18 protein-coding genes are annotated in these 17,898 nt (G+C 29.0%); 12 read left to right on the forward strand and 6 right to left on the reverse strand.

The window, feature by feature from the left end:
- Positions 1-11 precede the first annotated feature (11 nt).
- From ACKTTQ_RS16335 to ACKTTQ_RS16345, 3 genes are read left to right on the forward strand one after another with little or no spacing between them, the layout of a single operon-like run.
- The gene (locus ACKTTQ_RS16335) at positions 12-557 is read left to right on the forward strand and encodes an RNA polymerase sigma factor (RefSeq protein ID WP_408049811.1); all 546 of its coding nucleotides are present in this window, start codon (positions 12-14) and stop codon (positions 555-557) included.
- Positions 558-587: 30 nt separating this feature from the next.
- Positions 588-1,145 (forward strand): hypothetical protein, encoded by a 558-nt coding sequence (locus ACKTTQ_RS16340; protein ID WP_408049812.1) that lies wholly within the window; start codon positions 588-590, stop codon positions 1,143-1,145.
- 2 nt (positions 1,146-1,147) lie between these two features.
- Complete coding sequence (locus tag ACKTTQ_RS16345; protein WP_408049813.1) at positions 1,148-1,609, forward strand: hypothetical protein; 462 nt, start codon at positions 1,148-1,150, stop codon at positions 1,607-1,609.
- Here the strand turns inward: ACKTTQ_RS16345 and ACKTTQ_RS16350 are convergent.
- From ACKTTQ_RS16350 to idi, 3 genes are read right to left on the reverse strand one after another with little or no spacing between them, the layout of a single operon-like run.
- The gene (locus ACKTTQ_RS16350; protein WP_093870740.1) at positions 1,606-2,586 is read right to left on the reverse strand and encodes a type I phosphomannose isomerase catalytic subunit; all 981 of its coding nucleotides are present in this window, start codon (positions 2,584-2,586) and stop codon (positions 1,606-1,608) included. The genes ACKTTQ_RS16345 and ACKTTQ_RS16350 overlap by 4 nt on opposite strands.
- Before the next feature lie 6 nt (positions 2,587-2,592).
- Entirely contained in the window at positions 2,593-3,006 is a 414-nt protein-coding gene (locus ACKTTQ_RS16355; RefSeq protein WP_093870739.1) for a 6-pyruvoyl trahydropterin synthase family protein, read from the reverse strand.
- A 3-nt stretch (positions 3,007-3,009) separates the two neighbouring features.
- Positions 3,010-3,531, reverse strand: coding sequence for an isopentenyl-diphosphate Delta-isomerase (gene idi / locus ACKTTQ_RS16360; RefSeq protein ID WP_093870738.1), 522 nt, complete (start codon positions 3,529-3,531; stop codon positions 3,010-3,012).
- A 107-nt stretch (positions 3,532-3,638) separates the two neighbouring features.
- Between idi and ACKTTQ_RS16365 the strand changes: the two genes are divergently transcribed.
- From ACKTTQ_RS16365 to ACKTTQ_RS16405, 9 genes are all read left to right on the forward strand, one after another.
- The gene (locus ACKTTQ_RS16365; protein WP_408049814.1) at positions 3,639-5,228 is read left to right on the forward strand and encodes a peptide chain release factor 3; all 1,590 of its coding nucleotides are present in this window, start codon (positions 3,639-3,641) and stop codon (positions 5,226-5,228) included.
- Between the two features lie 24 nt (positions 5,229-5,252).
- Positions 5,253-6,842 (forward strand): hypothetical protein, encoded by a 1,590-nt coding sequence (locus tag ACKTTQ_RS16370; protein ID WP_408049815.1) that lies wholly within the window; start codon positions 5,253-5,255, stop codon positions 6,840-6,842.
- 27 nt (positions 6,843-6,869) lie between these two features.
- The gene (locus ACKTTQ_RS16375) at positions 6,870-7,799 is read left to right on the forward strand and encodes a peptidylprolyl isomerase (protein ID WP_093870736.1); all 930 of its coding nucleotides are present in this window, start codon (positions 6,870-6,872) and stop codon (positions 7,797-7,799) included.
- A gap of 191 nt (positions 7,800-7,990) precedes the next feature.
- Positions 7,991-8,668 carry an energy transducer TonB gene (locus ACKTTQ_RS16380; protein WP_113786011.1) on the forward strand — a complete coding sequence of 226 codons (678 nt, stop codon included), beginning with the start codon at positions 7,991-7,993 and terminating at the stop codon, positions 8,666-8,668.
- 364 nt (positions 8,669-9,032) lie between these two features.
- Positions 9,033-10,175 (forward strand): energy transducer TonB, encoded by a 1,143-nt coding sequence (locus ACKTTQ_RS16385; protein WP_408049816.1) that lies wholly within the window; start codon positions 9,033-9,035, stop codon positions 10,173-10,175.
- Positions 10,176-10,351: 176 nt separating this feature from the next.
- Positions 10,352-11,092, forward strand: a complete 741-nt coding sequence (gene kdsB, locus ACKTTQ_RS16390) for a 3-deoxy-manno-octulosonate cytidylyltransferase (protein ID WP_408049817.1) — start codon at positions 10,352-10,354, stop codon at positions 11,090-11,092.
- Positions 11,085-11,777, forward strand: a complete 693-nt coding sequence (locus ACKTTQ_RS16395; protein ID WP_113786013.1) for an HAD family hydrolase — start codon at positions 11,085-11,087, stop codon at positions 11,775-11,777. Before kdsB ends, ACKTTQ_RS16395 begins: the two co-directional genes overlap by 8 nt.
- A 94-nt stretch (positions 11,778-11,871) precedes the next feature.
- On the forward strand, positions 11,872-12,138 hold the full coding sequence (locus tag ACKTTQ_RS16400) for a hypothetical protein (protein WP_408049818.1): 267 nt from the start codon (positions 11,872-11,874) through the stop codon (positions 12,136-12,138).
- A 111-nt stretch (positions 12,139-12,249) separates the two neighbouring features.
- A complete protein-coding gene (locus ACKTTQ_RS16405) occupies positions 12,250-12,447 on the forward strand; it encodes a hypothetical protein (protein WP_093870730.1) in 198 nt (65 codons plus the stop codon).
- 55 nt (positions 12,448-12,502) lie between these two features.
- Here ACKTTQ_RS16405 and ACKTTQ_RS16410 read toward each other — a convergent pair whose 3' ends face one another.
- The 3 genes from ACKTTQ_RS16410 to ACKTTQ_RS16420 form a co-directional block, all read right to left on the reverse strand.
- The gene (locus ACKTTQ_RS16410; protein WP_233487113.1) at positions 12,503-14,710 is read right to left on the reverse strand and encodes an OmpA family protein; all 2,208 of its coding nucleotides are present in this window, start codon (positions 14,708-14,710) and stop codon (positions 12,503-12,505) included.
- Complete coding sequence (locus tag ACKTTQ_RS16415; protein ID WP_113786014.1) at positions 14,646-15,569, reverse strand: PorP/SprF family type IX secretion system membrane protein; 924 nt, start codon at positions 15,567-15,569, stop codon at positions 14,646-14,648. Before ACKTTQ_RS16415 ends, ACKTTQ_RS16410 begins: the two co-directional genes overlap by 65 nt.
- 34 nt (positions 15,570-15,603) lie before the next feature.
- The coding region (locus ACKTTQ_RS16420; RefSeq protein ID WP_408049819.1) for a T9SS type B sorting domain-containing protein at positions 15,604-17,898 on the reverse strand (2,295 nt) is incomplete at its 5' end.

Genomic DNA, 17,898 nt, shown 5'->3' on the forward strand with positions numbered 1-17,898 from the left:
AACTAAATTGGTTGACAGACGAAATAACATTTATTAATCAACTGCAAGACGCTTCTACAAAAGAAATAGCGTTTAAAATTCTAATATCCGAATACAAAGAACGGTTGTATTGGCATATCAGAAAGATTGTTTTAATACATGCTGATGCTGATGATGTTTTACAAAATACTTTTATCAAAGTATTTAAAAACATTGATTCATTCAAAGGAGATAGTAAACTATTTTCTTGGATGTACAGAATAGCTACTAATGAAGCTATTACCTTTATAAACAAAAAAGCAAAAAGTAAAAGTGTTGATATAAATGATTATCAACAAGAATTAACTTCTAACTTAAATGGTGATTATTGGTTTAATGGAGATGAAATTCAAATAATTCTTCAAAAAGCTATAGCTACTCTCCCTCAACAACAACAATTAGTTTTTAATATGAAGTATTTTGACAACATGAAATACAATCAAATTTCAGAAATTTTGAACTTAAGTGTTGGAGGTCTTAAAGCATCATATCATCATGCTGTTAAAAAAATTGAGATGTATATTAAAAGCAGTAATTAAACCTTTTTCAAAAAAGCAAGTCAAATAAATATGAACAATAATATAAAGGATAGCATAAAATACATAACTGACCAAACCAATAAGGTTAATGGCTTTACTGTTCCTGAAAATTATTTTGAAAAATTTGAAGAAAAAGTATCCATTGAAAGTAATTTATATTTAAGTAAAAAGATTCCTTTTAAAACACCTGAAAATTACTTTGATAATCTAGAGGATTCAATCATAAATAAAATAACTGACATTGAAAAACAACCAAAGAGTAAAGTAATTTCATTGTATAAAAAAACGATACAACTTATACCTACAGCAGTAGCTGCTTGTGTTCTTGTTTTTTTAAGTTATACTTATTTTACTTTTAATACTGATAATGAAATTATCGATTTTAATAATATAACTACAGCTGATATTGAAGATTGGTATGAAAATGGTTATATAAATACTACAGAAGAAGATTTGTCATTAGCTATTAACTCAACGAATTTGAACCTTGAAGAAGACATAATTACTTCTATTGAATTAAATAACGATAACATAGAAGAATATTTAAATACTATTGAAAACAGTACAATTTTTAATGAAATAGAATAAAAATGAAAAAACAAACACTACTTATCGCTATATTTTTTCTTTTTTCTAGCTTCTATTCGCAAGCTCAATTTAAAAGAAAAAAACAAAGTAAGATACAAGCTTATAAAATAGCTTACATAACAGAAAAACTTAACTTAACTGAAAATGAAGCTCAAAAATTTTGGCCTATATATAATGACTATAGTAAAAAAATGAGACAACTTCATAAAGAAGAGCGCTACAAAATAAAAAAGAGAATTTCTAAAAACGGTGATTTTGAAAGCATTTCCGAAGAAGATGCTAAAAAAATATTATTAAAAATAAAATCAATAAATAAAAAGAAAACCGTTTTAAAAAATTTATTCTTTGATAAACTATCATCATTCTTATCGTATAAAAAAGCACTAACACTTGAAGTTGCTGAACACGAGTTTAAATGGAAAATAATGAAAAAGCTACATCATAATAAAAGGAAAAAAAATTAATGTTTTGGCATAAAAACCTCTAATAATTCTGATTCTTCTGGTGAACTAATAACAAAATCTTTTAAACAAGCAGGAATCATAATTGTTTGTCCCATTGTTAGTTTTTCAATTTGATTTTTATAAGTAAAGGTTACATTACCAGCTACACACATATAAATAACAAAGCTATCTTTTTCGTAGTGATTTATAGATAATTTACCTTTTACAGGTAATACATTAGTGGTAAAATAAACACATGAAACAACTTTAGTTGTTTCATTTTGTTTTTTCACATAATCAGTTTTATAAGAAACTTGTGATTTGTAATTTATAACTTCTAAAGCTTTATCTGTATGCAACTCTCTATAACTACCATCTTTATCTTTTCTATCCCAATCAAAAATTCTATACGTTATATCTGATGTTTGTTGTATCTCTGCAATTAAAACTCCACCACCAATCGCATGGACTCTACCTGGTGGAATAAAATATACATCTCCTTTAGAAACTTCATCTATATTTAAAATTTCTAGTAATGATTTATTTTTTAAATGATGAAGATATTCCTCTTCGTTTGAATCTTTTTGAAAACCAACAATAATATTAGATTTCTCATCCGCTTGCATTACATACCACATTTCTGTTTTACCAAAAGAATCATGCCTTTGTTTAGCCATATTATCATTTGGATGCAATTGTACACTCAATACTTCTTTGGCATCAATATATTTAATCAATAAAGGAAAATCATCTTTAAAATCTTTATAAACACTTTCTCCAACTAAACTACTTTTATAGTTTTTTAAAAGTTCTTTTAAAGTTTTACCTATAAACTCACCATTACTTACTACCGATTCATCTCCTCTTACATCTGAAATCTCCCAACTTTCTCCAACAGAATCTTCTTCCGTTATCTTATTTAAAACAGTTTTTAATTTCTCTCCTCCCCATATTTTTTGTTTTAATATAGGTTTAAATCTAAGTAATTGGTCTATCATATAATTTTATTCACCGCTATAGGTTACGTAATTTCTAGGGGTTTCGTATAATGTAATTTTTAAATCAAATTCATTTTCTATTTTCAATCGCAACTTATTATAAATTACAACAGCTATATTTTCAGCTGAAGGGTTTATATTCATAAATTCTTTAACATCTAAATTTAAGTTTTTATGATCAAAAACATCCTCTATTTCTGTTTTAATTAATTCTTTTAATTTTCCTAAGTCATAAACATACCCAGTTTCTTTATCAATCTCACCAGATAAAGATACAATTAACTCATAATTATGTCCATGATAATTAGGGTTGTTACATTTTCCGAAAATTTCAACATTCTTTTCATCTGACCATTCTTTGTTATATAATCTATGGGCAGCATTAAAATGAGCTTTTCTATGTACAGTAACTTTTGGCATAATTTATATAAATTTATAAATTTTTTCGTAAGATTCTTTAAAAATTATCTTAAACCATTCAGTATAAATTTCTGGTTTCTTATCAATATCATTTTTCACCTCTTGCAATGGCATCCATTTATAAGCTTCCACCTCTGCTTTATTGATTAATGGAACATCATTAAACTTACCAACAAGTACATGATCTAATTCATGCTCAGTTAAACCATTATCAAAAGGGGCTTTATATATAAAACTAAAAACCTCTTCTAAATCACAAACAAACCCCATTTCTTCTTGTAAACGACGCTTACCTGCTTCAATATTAGTTTCTCCATCTCGTTGATGAGAACAACATGTATTTGTCCAGAGTAAAGGTGAATGATATTTTTCTTTAGCTCTTTGTTGTAACATTAACTCACCTTTGTTATTAAAAACAAAAACAGAGAAAGCACGATGTAATAATGCTTTTTCATGAGCTTCAATTTTTTCCATTAATCCAATAGGATTGTCTTGTTCATCAACTAAAATTACCTGTTCTTTCATTTGTCGATATTAATGAAAGCAAACTTACAAAATTGACAGCAGTTCAACAATTAATACTTTGAACGGTTTTATAATTAAATGTATCTTTGCAACCTTAAAATTTATAGATGAGTTTTTTAGAAGAAATACAGAGAAGACGTACGTTCGGAATTATATCACATCCAGATGCTGGAAAAACAACCTTAACTGAAAAATTATTATTATTTGGTGGGGCAATTCAAGAAGCTGGTGCTGTAAAAAATAATAAGATAAAAAAAGGAGCCACTTCTGATTTTATGGAGATTGAACGTCAAAGAGGAATTTCTGTTGCTACTTCTGTATTGGCTTTTATTTATAAAGATAAGAAAATTAATATTCTAGATACACCTGGACATAAAGATTTTGCTGAAGATACTTTTAGAACTTTAACTGCTGTTGATAGCGTTATTGTTGTGATTGATGTTGCTAAAGGAGTTGAACCTCAAACGGAAAAACTTGTTGAAGTTTGTAGGATGCGAAACATACCTATGCTTGTATTTATCAATAAATTAGACCGTGAAGGAAAAGACGCTTTTGATTTGTTAGATGAAGTTGAACAAAAGTTAGGTCTTCATGTAACTCCTATGAGTTTCCCTATCGGTATGGGGTATGATTTTAAAGGAATCTATAATATTTGGGAAAAGAAACTTAATATCTTTTCTGGAGAAAACAAAACAACTATTTCTGAAGGTGTTCAATTTGATGATGTTACAAATCCAGAATTAGATAAAATTATAGGAGAAGATGCTGCTGAAACACTAAGAGAGGAAATTGAAATGGTATATGGAATATACCCTGAATTTAATCAACAAGAATACTTAGAAGGAAAATTACAACCTGTGTTTTTTGGTTCTGCTTTAAATAATTTTGGAGTTAAAGAATTATTAGACGCTTTTATTGATATTGCACCACAGCCACAACCTAAAAAAGCTGAGGAACGTTTAGTAGATTCTAAAGAAGAGAAACTAACCGGTTTTGTATTTAAAATACATGCAAATATGGACCCTAAACATCGTGATCGTTTAGCTTTTATAAAAATTGTATCAGGTACTTTTAAAAGAAACACTCCTTATTTACATGTACGAAATAAAAAGAAAGTAAAATTCTCTAGCCCTAATGCCTTTTTTGCAGAAAAAAAAGAAATTGTAGATGAATCTTTCCCTGGTGATATTGTTGGTTTACATGATACTGGAAACTTTAAAATTGGAGATACTTTAACAGAAGGTGAACAACTTAATTTCAAAGGAATACCAAGTTTTTCTCCTGAACATTTCCGTTATGTAAACAATGCTGATCCAATGAAGGCCAAGCAACTATACAAAGGTTTAGATCAGTTAATGGATGAAGGTGTTGCTCAATTATTTACAATGGATATGAACGGACGTAAAATTGTTGGTACTGTTGGAGCTTTACAATATGAAGTAATACAATATCGTTTGGAGCATGAATATGGTGCTAAATGTTCTTATGAAAATATTTCAGTACACAAAGCTTGTTGGGTACAACCTGAAGACCCTAAAAATGAAGAATTCAAAGAATTCAAACGTGTTAAACAACGTTATTTAGCAAAAGACAAACAAGGTCAGTTGGTATTTTTAGCTGATTCTACTTTTACTATTCAAATGACTCAAAGTAAATATCCTAGTGTAAAATTACATTTCACAAGTGAATTTCAGTAAATAATATTAAAAATGTAAGTTATTATGATAGTAAAAACATTAATTAATATTGAGACAACAAAAAATAAATTGTTCCTTTTCAGTTTTTTGTTACTATTTACTTCTTTTACTTTTTCACAAGAAAATTTATCTCTTTTGAAAGGAAAGGAATTACATAATAAAGTTCGATTAAACTTTATTCCTGTTCAGATGCCTTCAAATAAGTTCCCTGATTTGAAACCAACTATGGGAATGATGGGCTTACATTATCAAATGCCATTCAATGATTGGTTATATGGTGGAGCTGCAATGCATGCTGCTTTAACAGGAGATCAGGGTGGTTTATTTACTTTAGGTGTTGAACTAGGAATTAATAAACAACTATATAGAAATCTATATTTTGATGCTAATTTCCACTTTGGTGGAGGTGGTGGTTATAGAATTTATGTTAACGATGGTGCTTTTATTAATCCAAACATTGGTTTACAATATAAAAAAAACAACTACTCTTTTGGCGTCCAATATAGTCATGTAAATTTTTACTCTGGAGAAATAAAAAGCAATTCTGTTTCATTTTTTTTAGAAATCCCAAGCCTATTACGTTTTTCTAATTATGATACAGCTCATCAAAATTTTATTAATTCAAACCTCTCTTCTAATAATTTCTGGAAACGTTCAACAGTTAAAAATGTACAACAAGTACGCTTTGATTTTTTCATTCCTTTTGGTAAATCTAAAAAAGATGATCGTACTCCTTTAACAGAAACCTTATATGTACTTGGTTTTGAGTATCAAAAATATTTAAACGAAAACACCTTCTTATTTGCACATACAGATGCCATTTACAAAGGTTTACGTGCTGGTTTTATGGATTTATTTATAGGTGCTGGATACCATCCATACCAATCTAAATATATTAATTTGTTTACTAAGCTAGGAATTGGTGCTGCAGGTGGACGAATTGCTCCTGAAGGTGGTTTAATGATATACCCATCTATTGGAATGGACTTAAAACTATCTAACAATTTTGCTTTAAGTGGACATGGTGGTTATTATAGAGCTTTAGCTGGAGACCTAGAAGCTTATACTCTTGGTTTTGGTGTAAAATATATAGGATTAAACGGTGGTACTAAAACATCTTCTAACAACGAAACAGCTACTTTTAAAACTAAAGGTATAACATTAAGTATAGAAAATCAATCTTACTTTAATGTTGCTAAAAAAGACCCTCCAAATAAAATATACTCAGTAGATTTACAATTATTGGCTTTACAATTTAACTATGATTTAACCAAAAACATCTATTTAATTGGTGAAGCTGGCTTTGCTTATGAAGGTCAATCTGGTGGTTATGCTCATGGATTAGTTGGATTAGGTTTTAAAACTAATACCTTTTTTAATAATAAACTAAATGCCTTTTTAGATCTTACTGCTGGAGCTGCTGGCGGCGCTGGAGTTGATACAGATGAAGGTATTATTATAAGACCTACAGCTGGTTTAAATTATAATATCACAAATAATTTTTCAATTACTGCCTCTGGCGGTAAATTATATTCGCCTTTTGGCAATGTAAAATCAACAAATATTAATATCGGATTTAACTTCAATTTTGCTAGTTTGTCCGTTTCAAAATAATGTAAAATAGTTTTTAAAATTAAAAAGATGAATAACGGAATTTATGCAAAGTTCACTACTTCTAAAGGGAATATTTTAGTGAATTTAGAATACGAAAAAACACCTGGTACAGTTGGTAATTTTGTTGCTTTAGCAGAAGGTAACCTAGAAAATTCAGCAAAACCTCAAGGAACTCCTTATTATAATGGATTAAAGTTTCACCGTGTTATTCCTGATTTTATGATTCAAGGTGGTTGCCCACAAGGAACAGGAACAGGAAATCCAGGTTATAAATTTGATGATGAAATTCATCCTGAATTAAAACATGATGCTCCTGGTAAATTATCTATGGCAAATGCTGGACCAGGAACAAATGGTTCTCAGTTTTTCATTACGCATGTAGCTACTCCTTGGTTAGATGGTAAACATACTGTTTTTGGAAGTGTTATTGAAGGACAAGATGTAGTTGATGCTGTAGCCCAAGAAGACGAAATGAATGTAGAAATAATTCGTGTAGGTGATACTGCAGAAGCTTTCAACGCAGTTGAAGCTTTTAGGTCTTTTGAAGGAGCTAGAGAAAAACGTGAAGAACAAGAAAAAGCTAAACAAAAAGAATTATTAGACTCTGTGGCTGCTGGATATGATGAAACTAATAGTGGGCTACGTTACAAAGTTTTACAACAAGGCGATGGTAAACAAGCTACTAAAGGAGCAACAGTTTCTGTTCATTATAAAGGTCAATTGTTAGATGGAACTGTTTTTGATTCTTCATACAAACGTAAACAACCTATTGATTTTGCTATTGGCGTTGGTCAAGTAATTGCTGGATGGGATGAAGGAATTCAATTATTAAAAGTTGGAGATAAAGCTCGTTTAGTTATACCGTCAAACTTAGCTTATGGTGAAGCTGGTGCTGGTGGGGTGATACCTCCTAACGCGACATTAATTTTTGACGTTGAATTAATGAACGTAAAATAATTAAATAAACATACTATTGTATAAAACTCTCATTTAATGGGAGTTTTATTTTTTTATAAATATTCTATTAATTTTAAATTAACATTCCTAACATTAAGCATAACATTAATTAATGCATTTATGATATTAAGGTAAAGGCTTTTCGATGTAAAAAAGAGAAATTTACATCAACCAAGTAAGCCCCATAAATCATGAAAGCAAATTTATTAACATCAATCTTTTTATTATTATCATTAAATGGTTTTAGTCAAGAAGTATGTAAATCATCTGAAGAAACCATAACCGATTTAAATAGTATATCTATCAGTAAATGTGAAATAGAAAACACTAAAGAAAAAAAAGTAAAACCAACACAACGAAAAATAACTAGAACCTCAATTTCATCAAGAAAAAGAATTACTAGTAGGTTTAAAACAACTCCTAAACGTATTAAATCAAATTTAAGCTTAAATAATAATTTAAAACAAGCTTTAATTAATACCTCGAGTACCACTAAAAATAAACTAAACACCAAAAGTGTGCTATTCAAACTTGTTGATGAAGTACCTTTATTTCCATCATGTTCAAACGGAGATAAAATAGAAAATATTAAATGTTTTAAAAATAATATGCAAAAACATTTTATTAAAAACTTTGATCCTGAATCAATAGTCGAAGATAATATTTCTGGAAAAGTGATTATACGTTTTAAAATTGCTATTGATGGAAGTATAAAAGAGCCACAAATAATAAGTTCAAAGAAGAGCAACAAATTAAAAGAAGAAGTCATTAAAATATTATCAAAACTCCCTAGTTTACAACCTGGTAAAGTTAATGGGCTACCTGTTAATGTCGATTATGTTTTTCCTATTAACTTAACAAGCGAGTAAATTAAAAACAGCCATAAATTTGAAAAAAAAAGTTAAAAAATAAATTTCTTCAAAAAAAAACGTAAAAAAAATATTTTAAACGATTATTACAAAACTCCTTTAAAACAAAGGGAAAATGAATAAAAAAAGGTAATAAAAAACATAACTAGTTAATTTTTAAACAAATAATTACTTGTTTTTGTAACTTTTTACATATTTTTGCGTCATAATATATAGAACATTACTTTGAAAGGTATTTTTAAAGTAGGTAAAATAAATATTAATTTAACAGTAAAGTAATTGTTATTTTTCTTTGAATTTAAAATTTGTTTTATTATGTTTACAATGTTAATCAAAATTATTAACCCCTAAATTAAGCAAGATTATGATGAGATTCCCCTTGTTAATTATAGCTATATTATTTTCTTTTATAGCTACAGCTCAAGAGCAATGTGCTACTCCAGACGAAAGTATAGCTGACCCAAATAGTATTACTAAGTGTGCAGTAGAAGAAGTAAAAGGTGCTGATGGTTCAGCAAAAAAACAAGTATCAATTGAAGTTTCTACAAGAAGACGTGTTGTTCGTAAAAACAAATCAGCCGTTTCTGCTATTGGAGGTTCAAATAATTCTCATCAATTAGCTAACGTTAAGAAAAAAACGTTGTTAGTTGGTAAGTTAGAACTTGAAGACTCAGGAGAAACTTTACAAAAAATTCCTTTCAATATAGTTGAGGAAATTCCTTTGTTTTCAAAATGTGAAAGCCAACCTTTAGTTAAACAAGCTAAATGTTTTGAAGAAAACATGCGTAAACATATTTCTAAAAACTTTAAATACCCAGAAGAAGCTATAAAAAATAATATTCAAGGTAGAGTTTTAGTTCAATTTACTATTAATGAAAGTGGAGTTGTTCAGGATATTAGAATGCGTGGTCCTAAGGGAGGAGAATTATTAGAAAAAGAAGCTAAGAGGTTAGTAACTGAATTACCTAAATTCATCCCTGGTAAGCATAATGGTAAAAAAGTAAAAGTTAAGTATGGTATTCCTATAACATTTAAGGTTCCTGGCAGTGATGATAAAGCTAAGAAAAATATGATAGCTAGGAAAGTTATTAAGAAAGCACCTGTTAAGAAAGCAGCACCTGTTGTTAAAGAAGCTCGTCTTACTAATATCATAAAATTTAATAAAGTTCAATCTATTCCTCAATTTAAAGCATGTGCTAATGCTTCTGATTTTGAAAGGTTAAATTGTTTTAATGAAAGAATGATTAGTCATATTCAAAGAAACTTTAACTATCCAGAAGTTGCTGCAAGAAAAAATATTGAAGGAAGAGTATGGGTTACTTTTGTAATTAGTAAAGAAGGTAAAGTTAGAAATGTTCAAATGAGAGGACCTAAAGATGGACAACTTTTAGAATTAGAAGCTAAAAGAATGGTAACTAAATTACCTACATTTATTCCTGGAAAACAAAATGGAGAATTAGCTAATGTTCAATATACTATACCTATCAACTTTAAATTAAACGATTAAGGTTTATCAAAATTCATCATATAATATAAATAAAAATCCTGAAACTTAATTGTTTCAGGATTTTTTAATTATTATTCTTCCCTCCTATTTATTTACCTAAACTTTATACTTCACGAAACAATTATAATATTCAACCTATAAAATGGTATATTTGAAATTATTTTAGATAAAAACTTATGAATATTATTGCAATGATACCTGCTAGATATCAAGCTTCAAGATTTCCAGGAAAATTAATGAAAGACTTAGCAGGAAAGCCTGTAATAGTTAGAACTTATGAAGCTGCTCATAAATCAAAACTTTTTGATGAAGTTTATGTTGTAACAGATTCTGAAATTATATCTCAAACAATACATAACATAAATGGAAAAGTTATTATTAGTAAAAAAGAGCATGATTGCGGTTCTGATAGAATAGCTGAAGCTGTAGAAAACATAGAAACTGACGTTGTTGTAAATGTTCAAGGTGATGAACCTTTTATTGATACTATATCTTTAAAAAAACTAATAGCTGTTTTCAAAGAAGATACAACACACCTTATTGATTTAGCTTCTTTAAAAGTTGCTATAAAAGAAAGAGAAGAGATTGAAAACCCTAATAATGTAAAAGTAATTACTGATACAAATAACTTTGCTTTATACTTTTCTAGAAGTGTTATTCCTTTTCATAGGGAAAAGGGTCAAAGTATTACATACTACAAACATAAAGGAGTTTATGCTTTTAGAAAATCAGCTTTATTAGATTTTTATAACACACCTATGACTCCTTTAGAAACTGCTGAAAAAATAGAATGTATCAGGTATTTAGAAGTTGGCAAAAAAATTAAAATGATAGAAACTACTATTGAAAGTATTGGTATTGATACTCCTGAAGATTTAGAAAAAGCAAAAAAATATTTATCTAAACAAAATGATTAAAAAACAAATTAAAGTTATAGCTTTCGATGCTGATGATACACTTTGGGTAAATGAAACTTATTTTAGAGAAGCTGAAAATGCTTTCGCTAATCTATTATCAAATTACGAAACAGAAAATAAAATACATCAAGAGTTATATAAAAAAGAGATTGAAAACTTGCCAATTTATGGCTATGGAATTAAAGGATTTGTTATATCAATGATAGAATGTGCTTTAGAACTTTCTAATAATACTATTAATCAAAAAACTATTAGTAAAATAATAAATATAGGTAAAGAAATGTTACAAAAACCTGTTATAATTTTAGATGGTGTAATAGATGTTTTAAATAGTTTAAAAAGAGATTATAAATTAATTGTTGCTACAAAAGGTGATTTATTAGATCAAGAACGAAAATTAGAAAAGTCTGGCTTAATTAAATACTTTCATCATGTTGAAGTAATGAGTGAAAAAAAAGAAAATGATTATACTAAATTAATTAACCATTTAGATATTCAAGCTAGTGAGTTTTTAATGATAGGTAATTCTTTAAAGTCAGATGTTCTACCTTTATTAAATATTGGTGCTTCTGCAATTCATATTCCTTTTCATACTACTTGGGAACATGAGAAAGTAACTCAAGACACAACTAATCTCAATTATAAATCCTACACAAAAATTACTGATATTTTAAATTCATTGTAATGTTTATCGAGTATTTTATAAAATAGGTTTTATTTCGTATTTTATTTGATATTAAAAGAATAAAAACTAGTAAATTTGCATCAAATTTATAATTATGGCAAGTATAAAAAACTTAAAGAAAGATATTAATTATACCTTAGGGGATATCATTGAAGAATGTTATGTATGGGAGCTATTAAACCCTAAAGAAGATACAGCAAAATCTGAAGCAATTATAGATGAAGCAATCGCTACATTTGATGGTTTACTAGATAACGTACATGCTAAAAATATTGAAAACAAAAAAAGTCATTTCAAAAACATTAGTAAAAACCTAGAAATCAAAGCTAAAGAACTTATACAAAAAGTAAATAGTTTATAATCAAAAAGCCAGTTTTTTTAAAGCTGGCTTTTTTTTGCTTAACTTTAACATTGTTCACATAATATTTTTTCGTAAATTACGATTAATAATTATAACTCAAATCCCCTTAAAATGGCAAGAGCTATGTATGACTACACTAAAACGGTACTTAAAAAAGTAAGTTTTAACTCTGATTTGTTTTGTAAGGAATTAAAGAAAGCTTTAAATCGATTACTTCCTCACGAAATTAATGAATTAACAATTTGGCTTAAAGAATTTACGGCAAACAAGCCGGAGCTTTATGTCTGCATGTCAATAGTTAGAAATTAAAAAAAAAGGAAGGTATTTTAAAATACCTTCCTTTTTTAATTAATACTATCATTTTTTATTTTTCTTCACAATCACTATCTTTTGTACATTTATTTTGACTTGGATTATTTCCATTTGATTTAAAATTATTTCTTAAAAACATTAAGTAACTATTACGCTTACTTATTCTTTTTTTTACTTTAATTTTTTCTGCCTGTTGCTTAGCTTGTATTCTATCTTTTCCTTTAACAATATAAAAATATGATCTTCTATTTACTTGATGTTCCTTTTCTGAACACTTTCTTTGATTAGCATTATTACAATTGTTTAATAACTGCTCTTCACCGTACCCTATAGCACTTTCTATACTCTTCTTAGGTATGCCTCTTGATATAATATAATCTCTTGTAGATTTTGCCCTTTTGTCTGATAAAAACTTATTGTAGGCATCTTTACCTCTACTATCAGTATGAGACTCAATTTTTATTACAATTTCAGGATGATTTTTCATTACTGTAACAATGTTTTCCAGCTCATATTCGGCATCTTCTCTAATAAATGATTTATTAAAATCGAAATAAATTGGGTTTATAACAATTTGATCTCCTATTATTAAAGGAATAAGTTTTAAATCAACTTTTACAACTTCAATTTCTTTAGACATAGTATCAATAGGTTTTTGATCTGGTCTATGATCTAATTTACTTGCTTTAATAACATATTTTGAGTCGCATAATACTTTTTCAAATTTATAATTACCAGAAACATCAGAAATAGTTTCATGCATTACTTCACCTGAAGCATTTACTAATTTTAATATAGCATCAGGTATAATATCACCGGTTTTAGCATCAACAACAGTACCTGTTATAGTTTTCGTACAAATTGAAGGTGTTGTATATATATAGTAACTATAAATATCATCATCTCCTTTTCCCTTTTTCCTATTAGATGAGAAAAAACCTTTTTTACCATCTTCATGAATATAAAAAGCAAAATCATCTCTTTTACTGTTAAAAGGCTCTCCTAAATTAGTAACTTTTGTAAAAGTTGAATCGTTTTTAATTTTAGTTTGAAAAACATCTAGTAATCCTAACCCTAAATGCCCGTCTGAAGAAAAATACAACGTATTATCATTTCCAATGAAAGGAAATTTTTCTTTATCAGAAGTATTTACTTTATCACCTAAATTAATAGGTTTACCAAATGCATCGTTTTCTTTGATTTTTACCTTATAAATATCAGATGCTCCAAAACCTCCTGGCATATCAGAAACAAAATATAATAATTTTTCATCAGGACTTAAAGCTGGATGCCCTGTAGAATACTCATTACTATTAAAAGGTAATTCAAGTACATTACTCCACACTCCATTTACTAATGAAGCTCTATATATTTTTAAATTAACAGATCTTCTCTTATCATTATTTAATCTTTTACCATCAAAATTATTTCTTGTAAAATAAACAGTTTTACCATCTTTAGTAAAAACAGGTTTACCTTCATGATATCTTGTAGTAATAGGCTCAGGTAAAATTTTATGATTATTTAACTCTAAAACTGTATCCTTTTCATTTCCCTCTATGGTTTCTATACTTTCTTTAGCTTTGTAAATATTTAAAAATGGTTGATTATTCCATTTATATAAACGTTGTTTTTTACCTTTTTTTGGAGCAGCAGATGTATAATAGGCATTTCCATCTAAAATAAAACCTCCATAATCAGAATATGGAGTATTAATTGCTAAATTTCTAATACTTATTCTTTGGTCTTTATTATTTGAGTAATCAAGAAGATAATTTTCATTTTCTAATTCAATTTTCCTATTACTCTTATCATTTTTTTCAGACAAAACTAAAAAGATAGAATCTGATTTTTTATAATCTCCTTTACTTCTTAGAGTTTGGGCATACTTAAATAAATATCTATCCGTTACCTCATTTCTATAAATTTTCACTAATTTCTCATACCAAATTAATGCTTCTTCAGTATTAGCATTATTGTAATATGAGTCAGCTAACCTACTTAAAACATGTTTTGAAGTGTCTCCTTTTTTTACCACTAGAGATTTATATAATTCTGCTGATTGGATATAAGAAAACTCTTCAAAATATCTATCAGCGACTCTTCTGCTTTGTGCAAAAACTGTATTAACACTTATTACTATTAATAGTATTAGTAATATTTTTTGTGATTTCATTAATTCTACTTTTTCTAGTTTAAAAGAACCTTGGTGATTTATATTTATATTCTTTAAATATGTCATACCTAAGCATAACTTCATGAGTTCCTGAATTTGTTACATTATAATTAGATGTAGTTAAATCATAAGCATATCCAATTAATAATGAGTCAGTGGCTTGAAAACCTAATAGAGCACTTATTGAATCTCCCCATCTCCATGCTACACCAGCTCTAAATTTATCATTAAATAAAAAATTAGCTGAAACATCTAATGACAATGGAGCACCAGAAACTATTTTAGCTAACGCGGCTGGTTTAAACTTTATATTTTCATTTAATTCAAACACATAACCAGCTATTAAGAAAAAATGCATTCTTTCAACTGCTGTTGTTGTTGTAGAAGCTAATTTTTGATCATAATGTTCAGTTCTAATAAAATTTGGTACAGATAAACCTATATACCATTCAGGTTCGTGATAGTATATACCAGCTCCTATTGTTGGTAAAAATTTACCATTAATATTACTGGCAAACAAAGCTTCATCTTTAACCAACCTTCCTTTTGTCCAATCAATATTTAATATCCTTCCTCCTAATCTAAGTCCAAAAGCTAAATTCCCTACTTCTCCTGTCTCTACAGTATATGATAAGTTTCCATCAAAATAAATTTCATGAGATGGCCCTATTTTATCATTTACTAAATTTAATCCAAGTCCCAACTTTGACCTACCAATAGGTGTATCATAACTTAAATTTTGTGTATCAGGAGCTCCTTCAAAACCTACCCACTGTGTTCTTCCTAAAGCTGTTATTACAGCATGACCTCTAGAACCAGCATATGCAGGATTAACACTTAATGTATTAAACATATATTGAGTGAACTGCGGATCTTGTTGCGAATAGGTATTTGTTATTAAACAAATACCTAGTATGCAAGTTAATATTGAAAATGATTTCATTTTATAGTTTTATTGTCTTAAAATATGATAATTATTATCTGTTAATATATATCCATCCTTTTTTAACAGGGCTACCATCTCCTAAATCTAATACATAAAAATATGTTCCTACAGGCAACTTACTATCAACATTAATGTTGACTCTACCATTTGATACTCCTTTGAAAGCTACATCTTCATTATTATATCCTTTCGCTTTATAAACAGTATTACCCCATCTATTAAAAATTTCAATTGTATTGTTTTTATAATTCTCTATACAATCAATTTGTAAAGCATCATTTACTCCGTCTCCGTTTGGACTAAATTCGTTAAAAATTGTTATACAATCATAACTATCACCAAATACATCATCAGCCCCATCTACACTATCAGAAATTCCATCTCCATCAGAATCAGTTCCACTATCACTTACTACTCCATCTCCTCCACTATTTGGATCAGTTGGATCAGTATCATTTACATCTGAATTTCCTGAGTCTCCAAAATTACCATCATCTTCATCTACAACATCAAGAATACCATCTCCATCACTATCAGGCCCATCTACTAACCCATTTCCATCTTCATCATCATTACCTCCTTCTTCAACATCATTAATTCCGTCATCATCACTATCTAGATCTAAATAATCTGGTACTCCATCACTATCAGTATCAGTATTGTCAGATTCTCCTCCGTTACCTTCACCAAATCCAGAATCATCATTATCAACACTATCAACAATTCCATCTCCATCTGCATCTGCTCCGTCAGCAATACCATCATTATCTACATCAACGTTTCCATCTTCGATAACATCGTTAATTCCGTCATTATCACTATCAAGATCTAAATAATCTGGTACTCCATCTCCATCAGTATCTGGTTCAGATATATTTTCAGAATCATCATCTTGTCCATCTCCATCTACGTCACTATATCCAGTATCATTTGAATCTATAACACCATCTCCATTCGTATCTAAAGCTCCATTTCCACCTTCATCTACATCTAAAATTCCGTCATTATCACTATCTAAATCTAAATGATTTGGTACTCCATCTCCATCGGTATCATAAACATCTGGGATACCATCTCCATTACTGTCTGTATAATCAGTTGTTGAACCATCTCCTGAATCTCCATCATCAGAAGTATCTTGCCAGTTTGGAATACCATCACCATCTTCATCACCTGTTGCATTATTATCACCAGATCCTTCATCAACATCTGCTATTCCATCATTATCATCATCTTCATCTATATTATCTGGAACTCCATCTCCATCTGTGTCAATTGCATCTCCAAACGTTCCATTTGCTCCATCTTCACTATCTGAAATACCATCTCCATCAGAATCAGTACCACTATCAGTTACAACACCTGAACCTCCATCATTTGGATCAGTAGGATCAGTATCATTTACATCTGAGTTTCCTGAATCTCCAAAACCACTATCGTCTTCATCTACAACATCAAGAATACCATCTCCATCTGAATCTGGCCCATCTACTAAACCATTTCCATCTACATCATCATTACCTCCTTCTTCTACATCATTAACTCCATCATCATCACTATCTAGATCTAAATAATCTGGTACTCCATCATTATCAGTATCAGTATTTTCAGATTCTCCTCCGTTACCTTCACCAAATCCTGAATCATCGTTATCTGCACTATTAACAATACCATCACCGTCAGCATCTCCACCATCAGCAATACCGTCATTATTATTATCTACATTTCCATCTTCAATAACATCATTAATACCATCATTATCACTATCAAGATCTAAATAATCTGGCACTCCATCTCCATCAGTATCTGGTTCAGATATAATTTCAGAATCATCATCTTGCCCATCTCCATCAGCATCACTATATCCAGTATCATTAGAATCTATAACACCATCTCCATTAGTATCTAAAGCTCCATTTCCACCTTCATCTACATCTAAAATTCCGTCGTTATCACTATCTAAATCTAAATGATTAGGAACACCATCTCCATCTGTATCATAAACATCAGGAATACCATCACCATTACTATCTGTATAATCAGTTATAGAACTATCTCCTGTATTTCCATCATCGGTAGTATCCTGCCAGTTTGGTATTCCATCACCATCTTCATCACCAGTAGCATTGTTATTACCAGATCCTTCATCAACATCTGCTATTCCATCATTATCATCATCTTCATCAACATTATCAGGAACTCCGTCTCCATCTGTATCAGTTTCTGTTAATGGATTAACAGTTAAGTAAACCGTTGCTTGATCACATACTACTGGACTTCCATTATCACATACCTCATATACGAAACTATCTGTTCCTGTATATCC

Source organism: Tenacibaculum halocynthiae (genome assembly GCF_964512825.1).
Taxonomy (GTDB): Bacteria; Bacteroidota; Bacteroidia; order Flavobacteriales; family Flavobacteriaceae; genus Polaribacter; species Polaribacter halocynthiae.